Annotated in this window: 11 protein-coding genes and 1 pseudogene; 3 read left to right on the top strand and 9 right to left on the bottom strand. The window is 72.3% G+C overall.

The features are described 5' to 3' along the window. Nucleotides 1–1,055 (bottom strand): annotated as a pseudogene (locus ACXR2U_RS22815) (hypothetical protein); the annotation flags it as partial. Nucleotides 1,056–1,258: 203 nt separating this feature from the next. Between ACXR2U_RS22815 and ACXR2U_RS22810 the strand changes: the two are divergent. Beyond that, a complete protein-coding gene (locus tag ACXR2U_RS22810) occupies nt 1,259–2,053 on the top strand; it encodes a deoxyribonuclease IV (RefSeq protein WP_458827392.1) in 795 nt (264 codons plus the stop codon). A gap of 22 nt (nt 2,054–2,075) precedes the next feature. On the opposite strand, the gene ACXR2U_RS22805 is transcribed toward ACXR2U_RS22810, so the two are convergent. The 3 genes from ACXR2U_RS22805 to ACXR2U_RS22795 are packed head-to-tail and all read right to left on the bottom strand — an operon-like array spanning nt 2,076 to nt 6,725. Beyond that, complete coding sequence (locus tag ACXR2U_RS22805; protein WP_458827391.1) at nt 2,076–3,569, bottom strand: glycosyltransferase family 87 protein; 1,494 nt, start codon at nt 3,567–3,569, stop codon at nt 2,076–2,078. Nucleotides 3,570–3,611: 42 nt separating this feature from the next. Continuing rightward, complete coding sequence (locus ACXR2U_RS22800; protein WP_458827390.1) at nt 3,612–6,074, bottom strand: transglycosylase domain-containing protein; 2,463 nt, start codon at nt 6,072–6,074, stop codon at nt 3,612–3,614. A gap of 54 nt (nt 6,075–6,128) precedes the next feature. Next, nucleotides 6,129–6,725 (bottom strand): DUF5318 family protein, encoded by a 597-nt coding sequence (locus tag ACXR2U_RS22795; protein ID WP_458827389.1) that lies wholly within the window; start codon nt 6,723–6,725, stop codon nt 6,129–6,131. 86 nt (nt 6,726–6,811) lie between these two features. Between ACXR2U_RS22795 and ACXR2U_RS22790 the strand changes: the two genes are divergently transcribed. Then, a complete protein-coding gene (locus tag ACXR2U_RS22790) occupies nt 6,812–7,828 on the top strand; it encodes a Gfo/Idh/MocA family protein (RefSeq protein ID WP_458827388.1) in 1,017 nt (338 codons plus the stop codon). A gap of 29 nt (nt 7,829–7,857) precedes the next feature. On the opposite strand, the gene ACXR2U_RS22785 is transcribed toward ACXR2U_RS22790, so the two are convergent. The 3 genes from ACXR2U_RS22785 to ACXR2U_RS22775 form a co-directional block, all read right to left on the bottom strand. Continuing rightward, a complete protein-coding gene (locus ACXR2U_RS22785) occupies nt 7,858–8,427 on the bottom strand; it encodes a universal stress protein (RefSeq protein ID WP_458827387.1) in 570 nt (189 codons plus the stop codon). 43 nt (nt 8,428–8,470) lie between these two features. After that, on the bottom strand, nt 8,471–9,988 hold the full coding sequence (locus ACXR2U_RS22780; RefSeq protein ID WP_458827386.1) for an MFS transporter: 1,518 nt from the start codon (nt 9,986–9,988) through the stop codon (nt 8,471–8,473). A gap of 70 nt (nt 9,989–10,058) precedes the next feature. Continuing rightward, on the bottom strand, nt 10,059–10,799 hold the full coding sequence (locus tag ACXR2U_RS22775) for a YqgE/AlgH family protein (RefSeq protein WP_458827385.1): 741 nt from the start codon (nt 10,797–10,799) through the stop codon (nt 10,059–10,061). Nucleotides 10,800–10,876: 77 nt separating this feature from the next. Here ACXR2U_RS22775 and ACXR2U_RS22770 point away from each other — a divergent pair, with 77 nt between their 5' ends. Further along, entirely contained in the window at nt 10,877–12,226 is a 1,350-nt protein-coding gene (locus ACXR2U_RS22770) for an MFS transporter (protein WP_458827384.1), read from the top strand. A gap of 9 nt (nt 12,227–12,235) precedes the next feature. Here ACXR2U_RS22770 and ACXR2U_RS22765 read toward each other — a convergent pair whose 3' ends face one another. Both ACXR2U_RS22765 and ACXR2U_RS22760 read right to left on the bottom strand, forming a co-directional pair. Continuing rightward, complete coding sequence (locus ACXR2U_RS22765; protein WP_458827383.1) at nt 12,236–13,312, bottom strand: winged helix DNA-binding domain-containing protein; 1,077 nt, start codon at nt 13,310–13,312, stop codon at nt 12,236–12,238. 17 nt (nt 13,313–13,329) lie between these two features. Beyond that, nucleotides 13,330–14,766, bottom strand: a complete 1,437-nt coding sequence (locus tag ACXR2U_RS22760; RefSeq protein ID WP_458827382.1) for a CCA tRNA nucleotidyltransferase — start codon at nt 14,764–14,766, stop codon at nt 13,330–13,332. Nucleotides 14,767–14,914: the final 148 nt, after the last annotated feature.

The following is a 14,914-nucleotide window of genomic DNA, read 5'->3' as shown; positions in this document are numbered from 1 at the left end:
GCCGCGGCGGCGTCACCCGCACCGCCGTCGGCGCTCGCGCCGCCGCCGGACGCCGCGGCGTCACCGAGGTCGGAGAGGGTGACGTCCGAGGCGCCACCCACCGAGCCGCCGCTGCCGCCGCCCTGGGGGACGACCAGGCACGGGCCGGTGCAGCCGGGCGCCTGGTAGCCGTACGGGTTGGTCAACGAGCCGTTGCCCGAGGTACTGCGGGTGGTCGGCTTCGACGTCGCAGCCGAGGACGGGGCCGACGACGGCGTGCCCGAACCCGAGCCGCCCTGCCCCGGCAGCGGCGCGTTGACGCCCGGCACCGACGGCACCGGCACGTTCACGGTGGTCCCCGGCACGCCCACGGTCGGCAGCTGACCGACGACCGGCGCACTCGGCGCCACCGACAACCGCGGCGTCTGCAGCGAGATGCACTGGGCCCCGCCGCACGGCGACTTGGTGTCGCTGACGATGTAGCCGACGTACTGGTTCTTGGCGTTGAGCTTGAGGCCGAGGCGGTTGAGCTGGTTGCCGTTGAGGGCCACCGAGGTCTTGGCCTGGGTGAGCTTGTTGACGACGATCGCCTTGAACGACCACGCGATCGGGTAGACGCCCTTCTTCAGGGCCGGCGTGGAGACCGAGGCCTGGCCACCGCCACCGAGGCTGACCGTGCCCTTGCCGACGCTCGACAGGTCGACGGTCGCCTGCAGGTCGACGACCTTGAACAACGCCCCGAGGACGCCGGTGACGATGCCCGAGACGGTGCCGAGCAGACCCTGGTTCGCGCCGGCGCTGATCGGCGCCTCGGTGATGGTGAGGCCGGTGCCGGGCTGGACCCAGACCGTGTTGCCGCCGGTCGGGTAGGTGTTCGAGGTGATGCCGGTGAGCGAGATGGTGGCGTTGCGGTCGGCGGCCGAGGCGCTCGGGGCGGCGGCGACCACGGTGATGCCGGTGCCGATCAGGACCGACACGAGCAGCAGCGCGGCGACCCGCCACCGCCCACCGCCGGTGGTCCCGGTGCGACGAGTGCCACCGGCCGTGCCGGTGCGGTCCCTGTGCTTCGCTGCCATGGCTCCCTCGCCCTGTCCTGCGTCACGTCTCGCCGGTGGTCAACGCCCGTGCCCGTGACGGGTCACGTCCGGACCGACCGGATCACAGCCCCTGAGATACCCGGAGTACGACCCGGTCCCACATCGCGGAACCCAGGGTACCGGTAACCCGGACGAACCGGACACCGCACGGATCGTCGGACCCCGCGGTTAGCCTCGGGGCCGTGACCAGCACCGTGAGGACGGGCGCCGTCGGCGCGCACGTGCACGCCGAGAACCCGGTGGCGTGGGCCCGCGAGGTGGGGGCCGACGTCGTCCAGTTCTTCCTCGCCGACCCGCAGGGCTGGAAGAAGCCGCAGCCGCACCCGTTCGAGGCCGAGATCAAGGACTCGGGGCTGACGGTCTACGTCCACGCGCCGTACCTGGTGAACGTGGCCACGACCAACAACAAGATCCGCATCCCGAGCCGCAAGATCCTCGCGCAGCACGCCGAGGCGGCCGCGGCGATCGGCGCGAAGGGCCTGATCGTCCACGGCGGCCACGTCGGCAAGGGCGACGATCCCGAGATCGGGTTCGAGAACTGGCGCAAGACCTTCTCCCGCGCCGCCGACGACGGCGGGTTCCCCCTCCCGGTGCTCATCGAGAACACCGCGGGCGGCGAGAACGCCATGGCCCGCCGCTTCGACCGGCTGGCGCGGATGTGGGACGCCGTCGGCGAGTTCGGCCCGGGCTTCGTCCTCGACACCTGCCACGCCTGGGCGGGCGGGGAGGACCTCACCGACATCGTCGACCGCGTCCTCGCCATCACCGGCCGCATCGACCTGGTGCACGCCAACGACAGCCGCGACGCCTTCGACTCCGGCGCCGACCGTCACGCCACCTTCGGCAGCGGCCAGATCGACCCGGCGCAGATCGCCGCCGTCGTCGACGCCGTCGTGCCGGGCGGCACCGACGTCGTGGTCGAGACACCGGCCGAGGGTCAGGAACGCGACATCGCGTTCCTGCGCGAGTCGCGCTGAGCCGTCCCGCACGGCGGGCCGGTCAGCGGGTCGGGGTCGGCTCGAGCTCCCCGGCGTCCCCGAAGTCGCCCAGGTCCTCCGGGTCCGTCCCGTCGTCCGGCTCGTCGTCCTCGAGCGGGACGGCCGGGGGGAACAGGTCGTGCCAGGTCGGCAGCCGCCGCCGGTCGAGCGCGCCGTCGAACGTGCCGCCGCCGGGGTCGTCGAGGTAGTCCGGAGCCCCGCGCACGACGTCGAGGTCCGGGCGCCACATGTCGCGGACCACCCCGGCCGCGATGGCGAGCAGCAGCACGTCGCGCAGCAGCAGGATCGTCATGAGCCAGCCGTAGTCCAGGCCGCGGGTGGGGGTGCCGAACTTCAGCAGCCACAACAGCGTCGCCATCCACACCGCGATCTCGGCGAACTGCCACACCAGCGCGAGCCGCCACCGCGGCCGGGCGAGAGCGACCAGGGGCACCAGCCACAGCGAGTACTGCGGGCTCCACACCTTGGTCGTCAGCAGGAACGCGAGGACGACGAGGAACGCGACCTGCGCGAGGCGGGGGCGGTACGGCGCCGCGCCGCTGACGTACGCGACCGCCGCGAGCCCGACGAGCAGCGCGAGCGCGACCCCCCAGCTCGGCGGCACGTACGCCGGCGCGAAGCCGTCGCCGAGCCCGACCGTGGCCAGGTAGTTGCCCATGTACCAGAACGTCGAGGCCTCGGCGGTGCGGTCGGCGCTGAACGAGTAGAACTCCCACCAGCCCTCGTGCCAGGCGAGGGCGATCGGCACGTTCGTGGCGAGCCACGCCGCCGCGGCGGCGGCCGCCGCCCAGAGCGCCTGCCGCCACCGGCCGGTGCGCCAGGCGAGGATGCCGATCGCCACCAGCAGGAACACCGGGTAGAGCTTGGCCGCGGTGCCGAGCCCGATGAGGACGCCCGCGAGAACCGGCCGCTGCCGCGCCCAGGCCCACAACCCGCACATCGCGAACGCCATCGCGAGCAGGTCCCAGTTCGAGAACGCGTGGAACACCAGCAGCGGGCTCGCCGCGGCGATCGCGGCGTCCCAGGGTCTGCGACCGGCGGCCCCGGCCGTCCCGGCCACCGTCACCAGCCCGCAGAACGCCAGGCCGAGGCAGGTGATGATCCCGAACAGCTGCAGCTCCGACACCCCGGAGACGGCGTGCGAGGCGAGCCCGGTCAGCTCGGCGCTGACCCACATGAAACCGCCCGTCAGCACGGGGTACTCGACGGCGGTGTCGCGGTACGGGACCGCGCCGACGTCGAGACGCTCCGCGCCCCACAGCGGGATGACGTCGGAGTAGCAGAAGTGGGTGTACTGCTTGCTGCCCACCCAGGCGCCGTCGGCGCAGGGGGACTTCTGCACGTAGCCCGCGGCGAGGAACACGCCGGCGAGCAGCAGCAACGCGGCGAGCACGACCTTCGGCCGACCCGGGCGGGCGGCGTACCGACCCCACGGGCCGCCGACGACCTGGCTCGCCGCGTGCACGACCGGGTCGAAGCGGCTCGGAGCACTCACGTCGCTGACGATCCCACACCCACGGTGGGGGACCGGTGGGGATCAGCCCCCTCCGCCACCGGCTCCACCACCGGCTCCACCACCGGCTCCGGCTCCACCACCACCGCCACCGCCACCGCCGGCGGGCGGGGTGGTCGTCGGCGTCGACGGGACGGTCACCGGCGACGACGGCGGGGTGACCGGCGTCGTCGGCGTGCTCGGGGGCGTCGACGGCGGTGCGCTGGTCGTCGCGGGTGCCGTGCTCGTGGCGGGCGGCGGGGTCGACGACGTCTGGTCGGTCGGCGGCGGCGCGTAGGTCGGCTTCGAGGTGTCCTGGCCGCCCTGGATCTGGGCCTCGGTCGGCAACGCCTGGATCGGGCTGCCCGCGAGCCAGGTGTCGGTGAACACCTTCCACGCCTTGCCGGGCAGGTCACGGCCGTACTCGGTCTTCTGCGAACCGTTCGCCGGGTCGTCGGAGTTCGTCGAGCCGTAGATCGCGGTCGTGCTGTCGCCGCTGCCCGCCCACGAGGCCACCGAGACCGACGGCGTGAACCCGACCGTCCAGGCGCTCGAGTTCTGCCCCACGGCGTCGCAGTTGCGGTCGGGCTTGATCGCCGGCTCGTCCGGCTGCGACCCGTCGGTGCAGTACTCGATGCCCACGGTGCCGGTCTTGCTGGCCGAGGGCCGGTCGTCCGACAGCGGGTTCAGCGAGAAGTCGGCGACCGGTCCGAGCGCCACGGTGACGTCGTTGGCGACGCGGGGGTCCATGACGCGCTTCGGGGCGTCCTTGTGCTGGTAGAGCACCGTGCCGTCGTTCGTCGTGACCTTCTGCACGAAGTGGGCGGCGCGGTAGAGGCCGCCGCTCTCGAAGGTCGCGAACCCGATCGCCTGGTCGATCGTGCGGACCGGGTAGTCGCCGATGCCGATGCCGAACCCGGTCGACCCGGTGCTCTTGCCGTTCGCGTCGAGGTCGACCAGCGTCGGGCTCCCGCCGCACGTCTCGCTGATGCCGGCGCTGTGCGCGAGCGCGGCGACCCGGTCCGGGCCGACCGCGAGGGCCATGGCGTCGAACACCGTGTTGAGCGAGACCTCCATCGCGCGGCGCACCGAGATGCTCGAGCTCTCGTAGGCGGCGTCGCTGGGGTCGTTCGCGATCTGGGTGCCGCCGATGGTCTGCGGGCTCGAGCCGTCGACGCGGGTGTCGAGCGAGTAGCCCGGCTGTTGGCCCGCGAGGGCGTTGGTGAGCCCGACCGCGAGCGTGTAGGGCTTGAACGACGACCCCGGCGCCTGGCAGGTGTTCCCGGCGTAGTCGTGGTAGTCGCGTTCGTCGTTGACGCCGCCGTAGTAGGCGAGCACGCCGCCGGTGTTGGGGTCGGTCGCGACCAGCGCCTTCTTGATGTTGGCCTGGAACGGCGCGAGCTTGCCGTACGTGGCGGAGATCGCGGTGTTCACCGCTGCCTGGGCGCGCGGGTCGACGGTGGTCTGGATGGTGAGACCGCGGGTGTTGAGGACCGACTCGTCGATGCCGTCGGCCTCGAGTTCGGCCTTGACCTTGTTGACGATCAACCCGATCGGTCCGGTCGCGCCGAGTCCGCTCCCGTTCGGCCCCCGGGTCTCGGGGTACTTGGTCGCGTCCGCCTCGGCCCGGGTGAGGTGCTTGGTCTCGACCATGCCGTCGAGCACGTACTCGAACCGGTCCTGCGCGGCCTCGGGGTTGACGGCCGGGTCGTAGTAGCCGGGTGAGCGGATGAGCGAGGCGAGAACCGCGCCCTGCGCCGTGTTCAGCTTGCTGACGTCGACCCCGAAGAAGGTCTGCGCCGCCGCCTCGACGCCGTACGCGCCACGGCCGAAGTAGATGGTGTTGAGGTAGTACTCGAGGATCGTGTCCTTCGAGTAGTTGCGGTCGAGCTTGACCGCGATCGCCAGTTCCTTGAGCTTGCGCGACAGCGTCTGGTCGGCGTCGAGGTAGGCGTTCTTCACGTACTGCTGGGTGATGCCGGACCCACCCTGGGTCTGTCCGCCCGTGAGGTCGTTCCACGCGGCGCGCAGCGTGCCGGTGATGGAGATGCCCGGGTTGCTGTAGTAACCGCGGTCCTCGGCGGCGAGCACCGCCCACTTCACCTGCTCGGGGACGTCCTTGATGTCGACGTCGGTCCGGTTCTCGGCGCCGATGCGGGCCATCACCGACCCGTCGCTGTAAAGGATCGTGGCGACCTGGTCGGTCTTGATCTTGTCCGGGGTGACGACGTCGGACAACTGGTAGAACGCCACGACGGCCACGACCAGCAGCACCGCGACGCCGGCGAGGAACCAGGTCCCGAGGATGCCGACCCGGCGCCAGACCCGGCGCTTGCGGCTCATCGCCGCGATGCGCTTGCGCGTAACGAAACGCCGCTTCCGGTACCACTCCGGCCCGAAACGGGGCGGCGTGATCGGCTTCTTCTTCTTCGTCGACGCGGAAGCCCGTCGGCCGGTCGTGGAACCGGCGGGACGTCGGGGGGCGCCGCCGCTGCGGTGCGAGGTCACGGGTGGGATCTGTCCGTTCCCGGGCCCGGTCGTGCCGCGCCCGTCGATGTCGCGTCAGCCGCTGGACGCGGCACGGCCGTACCCGACGGAGTCTCCGGCGGGGTCGGTCGCGCTCGCGGCCACGACGAACGAGCGGAGCAGGTGGTTCCACCGGCAGTGGGTGCAGACCTCGACGACGTAGACGTCGAAGGTGCGCGGTGCGTGCCCGTTCCCCGCGGCCAGACGGCGCACCTCGGCGGGTGACTTCGCCTGGCCGGCGACGTGTTTCAGCGACTCACCGTAGACGAAGTGGACGTCGGAGAGCCCGGCTCGCTTACAGATCGGACAGTTTCGCCCGGTGGGCACGCCGTGGTGCCGGGCGGCCGTCACCAGGTGGGGGTGGGCGTCACACAGCTCCCACGCGCTGCGCCGGCCCTGGGTGGCCGCGGTCAGCACCGCGCGGCGCTGCAGGCCGTGGTCGACGACGTCGCGGGCCAGGTCGGCGAACAACGCCCGGGCCGCCTGCTCGCTGCGACCCGATCCGATCCGTGCGGACCCGACCGGGGCGGGGCGTTCCGTGCGGACCTCGCTCGCCCACCACGGCGCGGGCGGCGCGACCGGTTGGCGGACGGCACGCAGCCGCCGCGGGGGAGGTGGGCCGGGTGGCTGCACCCCGGAAACGCTACGCGGGGATCGGGCGGTGCGGGAGGTGGTGCGGCCTTCCTGTGGACGGGGACAGGTCTGCGAGGATCGGTCACGTGACAACGCTGCGGTGGGGGATCGTCGGGACCGGGTTGATCGCGGACATGATGGCGAGGGACCTCGCCCGCTCGACGGAGCGGGGTGACCACGTCGTCGCCGCCGTCGGCTCCCGCAGCCAGGAGTCCGCGGACCGTTTCGGCGACGCCCACGACGTGCCGGCGGGCCACCGTCACGCCAGCTACGCCGACCTGGTCGCCGATGACACCGTCGACGTCGTCTACGTGGCGACGCCGCACCCGATGCACCTGGCCGACACCAAGCTCGCGCTCGAGGCCGGCAAGCACGTCCTGGTCGAGAAGGCGTTCACGATGAACGCGGACCAGGCGCGGGAGATCGTCGCGCTGGCGACGCAGAAGAACCTGTTCTGCATGGAGGCCATGTGGACCCGCTTCCTGCCGCACATGGTCCGGATCCGGGAGATCGTCGCGAGCGGCACGCTCGGGCGCATCGAGCACGTCAGCGCCGACCACGGCCAGTGGTTCCCCGCCGACCCGGCGTTCCGGCTGTTCGCCCCCGAACTCGGCGGGAGCGCGCTGCTCGACCTCGGGGTCTACCCGGTCAGCTTCGCGTCGATGGTCTTCGGCGGGGTGCAGCCGGCGCGGATCGCGACGCTCGTCGACCCCGCGTTCAACGGGGTGGTCGACGGCCAGACCTCGATGCTGTTCGGGTACCCGGAAGGGGGGCAGGCGCTGCTCACCTGCACGAGCGGAGCCAAGACCGCGACCCGCGCGAGCATCGTGGGCACCGACGCCCGCATCGACATCGACCCGAACTTCTACGAGCCGACCTCGTTCACGATCGTGCCGCGCGAGGGCGAGCCGGTGACCGAGACGCTGCCGTTCGAGGGCCGCGGGATGGTCTACCAGGCCGACGAGGTCAAGCGCTGCCTCGAGGCCGGGGCGATCGAGTCCGACGTGCTCTCGTTGACCGAGACGGTCCACATCATGGAGACGATGGACGCCGTGCTGGCCGACGCCGGCATGTCGGTCGACCCGCGCGTGCTGCGGGGCTGACCGACCGGTTCGTCAGGTCAGGTGGGTCGTCAGGTCGGGTCGGGCGGGGGGAGCCGCACGCCTGGTCCCGGCCGGCCGGCGGTGGCCGCGGCCTCGGCGAGCCGCCCCGCGAACGACCGCCACCGCGACGGCTGCTCGTAGGTGACCTGCGGCAGCACGACGACCGGGCACGCCGCGCCGTAGACCACCTGCGGCACGAGCAGCGACGGCCGCAGCTTCGACAGCTCGCCCGGGTGCGGCGGCCCGACCACCAGCAACTGCGCCGACTCCGACGCCCGCACCAGCACGGCCGACGCAGCGCCGCGCTCGACCCGCTGACTGACGGACGACGACTCCCCGGCCAGCGCCCGCACGGTCTTGGCCAGGTTCTGCGAGGCCTCCTCGGCGAGCCGCTCGACCACGGCCGCCTGCTCCGACGGCACGATGCTGGGCGCCGCCCCGACCGGGACCTGCCAGGCGGTGACCGCGACGAGCGGTGCCCCGACCCGACGGGCGTGGTCCAGGGCCCACTCGACGGCGGCGATCGAACCACTGGTCGGGCTGACGCCCACCACGATCGGTGCGACCGCGGGTTCGGTGGATTCGGTGGATTCGGTCATGGGTTGCCTCCTGCAACGTTCGTCGGAGCCCTGACGGGCCGGGTCACGTGGCGGGTGACGGGGCGTCGCGGCTGACGGTCGGGATGTCGGCGCCGGCGGCTCTCGCCCGCAGGACCGAGAGCGGGGTCGCGACGTCCTCGAGGGCTTTGCGTTCGCTGTCGACGCCGATGAACCATGCGACCAGGCCACCGATGATCATGATGGCACCGCCGATGATGTAACCCCACATGAGCGGGGTGCGGTCCTTGCCCTCGCCGATGAGCGCGCCGTAGATGGTCGGGGCGAGCGAGCCCGCGCCCTGGCCGATGGAGAAGAAGACGGCGATGGCGAGCCCGCGCACCTCGATCGGGAAGATCTCGCTGACCGTCAGGTAGGCGGACGACGCCCCGGCGGACGCGAAGAAGAAGATCACGCACCACAGCAGCGTGTTGGTGGCCGCGTTGAGGGCCTCGGCCCGGAACAGGAACGCCGAGATGATGAGCATCAGTCCGGCCAGGCCGTAGGTCAGCAGGATCATCTTCCGTCGGCCCCACGTGTCGAAGAGATGGCCGAGCAGCAGCGGGCCGAGCAGGTTGCCCAGCGCGAAGGGCACGAAGTAGAGCGAGGTCTCCTTCACGCCGTAGAAGTTGGTGAGGACCTGCTCATAGCTGAAGAAGATCGCGTTGTACAAGAAGCTCTGCGTGATCATCATCGTTGCACCGAGCACCGTTCGGCTCGGCAACTGCGTGATGAACACCTTGAGCAGTTCGACGTACCCGATGTGAGGGGTCGGCACGATCGGCAGCGCTTTGCTCTCGTCGACCTTCGTCAGTTCGACGTGGTCCTGCTCCTCCACCCAGTGCTCGATCTGGGAGACGATCTCCTCGGCCTCGTCGTCGCGGCCGTGGGTCATCAACCACCGTGGACTCTCGGGCAGGTGGCGCCGCAGGAAGATGATGATGAAACCCATCAGGGGGCCGAGCCAGAACGCGATGCGCCACCCCCAGTCGGCCGGCACCAACCACTCGTGGTCGATGAGGACGTAGCCCAGCAGGGTGCCGAGCAGCGCGCCGCCCCAGTAGGTGCCGTTGACCGCGATGTCGACCCGGCCGCGGTAGTGCGAGGGGATCAGTTCGTCGATGGCCGCGTTGATGGCGGCGTACTCACCGCCGATGCCGATGCCCGCGATGAACCGGAACACGGCGAGGGACCAGTAGTCCCACGAGAAGCCCGCGAGCCCGGAGCCGACCAGGTAGATCGCCAGGGTGATGACGAACATCTTCTTGCGGCCGAACTTGTCCGTGATCCGCCCGAAGAACAGGGCGCCGACGATCTCCCCGACCAGGTAGATCGTGCCGAGCGAGCCGGTGCGCGCCGCGGACAGGTCGAAGGAGTTGTTGAACCCGTTGAGGGCCGCGAGCTGGATCTCGAGGCCGTCGAGGATCCACGCGGTGCCCAGACCGAACACGACCAGCCAGTGGAACCGGGCCCAGGGCAGGCGGTCCATCCGGACCGGGACGAGGCTCTTGCGGACCTCGCCGCCTCCGCCCTTGGTGAGGTTCGCGGGAGGCGCTGCACTCATGGGGTGAACGGTGCCCAGTGCACAAGTCAGGCAAACATCACAGCTCGATCAGGACCAGGTCCCAGTCGGATCAGTTGTCGGCGAGCTCGGGCGGGTAGCTCGCGAGCAGCGATAACGGCGGGGGCTGTCGCCGCAGGACCTGGCGCCACAACACCGTGGGCGCCCGGCTGAAGACGTCGTGCTTGCCGCCGTCGACGACGATCCAGGCCCCCTGCGCGATCTCGTCGGCGAGCTGCCCGGGCGACCACCCGGCGTGGCCCGCGTAGATGCGGACGTTGGCGAGCGCGGGCGCGACGTCGCCGCCGTCGGCCTCGAGGTCGACGGTGGCGAGGACCCCGCCGAGACCCGCCCCGCCGGGCAGCGGGCGCAGCCAGTCGTCGCCGTCGGCGACGTTCTCGCGGCTCCCGGGGCGGACCTCGCCCAGGCAGAGGGCGCCGTCCGGCTGCACCGGCCCGCCGGTGAACACGACGTCGGGGTCACTCGCCGCCTCGTGCCAGCTCGGCAGGACCTGACCGACCGGCGTGCGGCTGGGGCGGTTGACGACGACGCCGACCGTGCCGTCGTCGTCGTGTTCGAGGACGAACACCACGGTGCGGGCGAAGGTCGGCTCGACCAGCAGGGGGGTCGCGAGCAGCAACCGGCCCGCGGCGGGCTCCAGCTCCGGCACCGTCCACCCGGGTCGGTCGACCGGCCCGGGCAGCCGGCCGAACCGGCCCAGAATCTGGTCACCGCCGAACGGGCCGGACGCGGGCGGGTTCGCACCGAACAGCAACTCGAACCGCGAGCGCGGGTCCGGGGAGGGGTCGGCCACGCCCGGCATTGTGCCCGCTCGAACCGGTTGCGCCGACCCCCACCGACACTCAGCTCTTCGGGTTACGGTCGGGGGCGATGACCTCACCCTCGACCGGCCTACGCCCGGACGGCCTGCGCCGTCACGTCCCGGCGGCCTTCGGGCTGCCCGGGTTCCGACGCCTGCTGCTCACCCGGCTGGGCGGCCAGATCGGCGACGGCCTGTTCCAGGCGTCGCTGGCCGGTGCGGTGCTGTTCAGCCCGGAACACCAGACCAGCGCGTCGGCCATCGCCGCGGCGTTCGCCGTCATCCTGCTGCCGTACTCGCTGGTCGGCCCGCTCGCCGGTGTGCTGCTCGACCGGTGGTGGCGGCAGCGGGTCCTGCTGTGGGTCAACGTCGTCCGCGGGCTGCTGGTGCTGGGCGTCGCGGCCGAGATCGCCGCGGGGGTTGCGGGTCCGCTGTTCTACGGCAGCGCCCTGGTCATCGTCTCGTTCAACCGCTTCATCCTGGCCGGGCTGTCGGCCTCGTTGCCGCACGTCGTGCCCCCCGGCGAGCTGGTCTCGGCCAACGCCGTCTCGACCACCCTCGGCACCACGGCCACCGCCGCGGGCCTCGGCATCGGCATCGGACTGGCCGGGTTCGTCGGCGCCCGCGACGACAGCTACGCGCTGATCGCCGCCAGCTCCCTCGTGCTCTACCTGCTCGCCGCGTGGGCGGCGCGGGGCTTCCGGCACGACGCCCTCGGTCCCGACGACGTCGAGCGCTCCCACCACGAGACCCTCGGTGACGTCGTGCGCGGGTTCGGTGACGGCGCCCGGCACGTCGCCGAGATCCCCGCGGCCCGGCGGGCGCTGCTGATGATCGGCGCCCACCGCTTCTGCTACGGCGTCGGGTTCGTCGCGACCCTGCTGCTGTTCCGCTACCGGCTCGACGACATCGGCCCGTTCCGCGCGGGTCTCGCCGGGCTCGGTTTCGTGGCCGTCGGCGTGGCCGCCGGCGGGCTCGCCGCCGCGCTCTGCACCCCGCGCGCGACCCGGGCCATCGGCTTCGTGCGCTGGTCGACGGCGCTGATGATCGGGTCCGGCGTCGTCCAGGTCGCGCTCGGTCTGCCGTACCTCACGTGGACGTACGTCATCGGGGCGTTCCTGCTCGGGTTCGCGGCGCAGGGCACGAAGATCTGCGTCGACACGATCCTGCAGCGCAGCGTCGAGGACGACTACCGCGGCCGGGTGTTCTCGATCTACGACACCCTGCTCAACCTCACGACCGTGGTGTCGGCCATCGTCGTCGCGGTCGTGCTGCCGGCCGACGGCTACGCGCCCTGGGCGATTGTCGTCCTCGGGTTCGGGTACGTCCTCGCGGGCCTGTTCTACCTGCGGGCGGGTGTCCAGGCCGACGCGCTGCGCGCCGGCTGCGCCCCCTCGGCCGCCCACCCCACCGGCGCCTGATCCCTCCGCTCAGGGCGCTGTCACCCGCACCTCGCCGGGCTCACCGGTGAGGAACTGCAGCAGCGCACGGCCCGGACGCGTGAGGCCCGCCGCGGACCGCTTCGACAGCCGACCGAACGGTGTCACCTGCAACGTCGCCTTCTCGGCCCGCCACGTGGCCGCCACCATGCCGTCGAGCAGCACCATGCCGGGGATCGCCCCGTTCCGCGACGCGATGTTCGCGCGTGCCTCACCGTCGATCACCCGACGCCGGTCGGCGTGCGAGAGCGTCACGTTGTCGAACGGGGCGATGAAGACCGGGGGCACCGGGGTGGCCCCGTCGACCAGGTCCAGGCCGGGGACGTCCAGCAACTCGACGCCGTCCTCGTCGACGTAGCGGCGCAGGTCCATCCCGGCCGTCACCTCCGAGAGCCGGGTCAGGCCCGACCAGGTCTGCACGTCGCGGACGCTCGCCGGCCCGTACGCCGCGAGGTACCGCGCGACGAAGCCGGCCGGGTCGGGTTCCGGAGCCCGGCCGCCGAGCCAGTCGTCGGCGATCGCGTAGGTGGTCCGGCCCGAACGCCCCCACACCCCGCGCGGCGGTACCTGGACCAGGTGGAGGAACGCCCGCGCGAACTGGTGGAGGTCGGCGGGGTCGACCTCGGGCCAGCGCGGGTGCAGCGCCTCCCCGAGCGCCGTCGACGACATCGGTGCCTGCTGCAACAGTTCCGTCGCCGCCGCGACGAGTTCGCTGCGGTCGACCACCGCCCACGCCGCCTTCCGGCTGGTGCGCAGGGGGTTCTCGGTCGCGGCCTGCGTCCAGGCGCGGATCGGGCGGGCGTCGGCCGCGGTGTGCAGGTGGACCGTGCTGCGCAGCGTCACGATCCGCACCGCCCGCCGCTCCAGCAGCAGGGTCGACAGGTCGTCGTGGGCGAAGCTCTGCAGCCGCGACCAGAGGCCGACGTAGGGCGCCTTCGGGTCCTGGGCCTGCAACCCGACCGTGTGCGCGATCGCCTCGAGCGCCGTCCCGCCCGCCCGCGGGTACAGCCACTGCCGCGCGAGCAACGTGCGGTTGAGGGTGCGGCGGTCGACCCGGTCAGGCGTCACGTCGCCTTCCTACCGCGTCAATCCTGCTGGGCGGCCCACCAGGCGAGCAGTTCCTCGCGGGCGCGGTCCTCGCCGAGCGGCCCGTGCTCCATCCGCAGCGCCAGCAGGTGCTGGTAGGCCTCGCCGATCGCCCGGCCCCGGAGGTCCGGCAGCAGGGCCATGATCTGGTGGCCGTCGAGGTCGGGACGGATCGCGTCCAGCTCCTCCTGGGCCTTGAGCGCCTCGATGCGCTCCTCCAGGGCGTCGTACGTGGCGTCGAGCGCGGCGGCCTTGCGGCGGTTGCGGGTCGTGGAGTCCGACCGCACCAGCGCCGACAGCTTCGGCAGCAGGGGCCCGGCGTCGGTGACGTAGCGGCGCACGGCCGAGTCGGTCCACTCGCCGCGGCCGTAGCCGTAGAACCGCAGGTGCAGGAACACCAGCTTGCTGACGTCCTTCACGACGTCCTTGGGGAAGCGCAGCGCCTGCAGCCGGGCCTGGGTGAGCTTCTTGCCGACCACCTCGTGGTGGTGGAACGTGACCCGCCCACCGGACTCGAAGCGTCGGGTCGCGGGCTTGCCGACGTCGTGCAGCAACGCGGCGAGGCGCAGCACGAGGTCGGGCTCGCCGCCGGTGTACGTCGCCTCCTTCTCGATGGCCTGTTCGAGGACCTGCAGGGTGTGGGCGTAGACGTCCTTGTGCTGACCGTGCTCGTCGGCCGCCATCCGCAACGCCGGCAGCTCGGGCAGCACGATCTCGGCCGCGCCGGTGTCGACCAGCAGTTCCAGGCCCCGGCGGGGATGCGCGCCGAGCAGCAGTTTCGACAGCTCCACCTGCACCCGTTCGGGGGTGATCCGGGCGAGCTCCGGGGCGAGGTTCGTCATGGCCTCGCGGACCTCGGCCGGCACGTCGACGCCCAGGGTCGAGACGAACCGGGCGGCCCGCAGGATCCGCAGCGGGTCGTCGGCGAACGACTCCGACGGGTCGCCCGGGGTCCGCAGCAGCCCCCGGGCGAGGTCCGCGAGCCCCCCGAACGGGTCCACGAACTCACGCTCGGCGGGATCGGCCGCGACGCGCACCGCCATCGCGTTCATGGTGAAGTCACGACGGCGCAGGTCCTCGACCAGCGACTCGCCGAACACGACCTCGGGGTTGCGGGTGACACGGTCGTAGCGGTCGGCCCGGTAGGTCGTGATCTCGCACCGCTCGCTGTCGACGAGCACCCCGACCGTCCCGAACTCGATCCCGGTGGTCCAGGTCGCGGCCGCGACCGACGCGGTGAGGGCGAGCACCTGCTCCGGACGGGCGTCCGTGGTGAAGTCGAGGTCGCCGCCGCCACGGCCCATCAGCGCGTCGCGGACCGACCCGCCGACCAGCCAGAGCGGGTGACCGCCCGCCGCGAGCGCCTCGGCGACCCGGATCGCGGGGCGGGGCTGCGGCACGAGGTCGGCCGGACCTCGCGCACTCAGGCTCGTCACGACGGGCGACGGTACCCACCGGACCGATCCCCCTGGCTACCCTGACCCCATGGCTCGTCGCTCGCGCTCCGGTCGCGGGCGCGGACGTGCCGGTGGCCCCGCAGCCACCCCGGGCGGGTCGCCCGCCCCCGGCTCGACCGGCCCCGCC

Source organism: Jatrophihabitans sp. YIM 134969, assembly GCF_054456675.1.
This window is presented reverse-complemented; position numbering and strand designations above follow the sequence as displayed.

Coding starts and splice junctions, on each gene's coding strand:
- ACXR2U_RS22785 (WP_458827387.1), bottom strand. CDS start 8,427: ATGACCGAATCCACCGAATCCACCGAACCCGCGGTCGCACCGATCGTG.
- ACXR2U_RS22780 (WP_458827386.1), bottom strand. CDS start 9,988: ATGAGTGCAGCGCCTCCCGCGAACCTCACCAAGGGCGGAGGCGGCGAG.
- ACXR2U_RS22770 (WP_458827384.1), top strand. CDS start 10,877: ATGACCTCACCCTCGACCGGCCTACGCCCGGACGGCCTGCGCCGTCAC.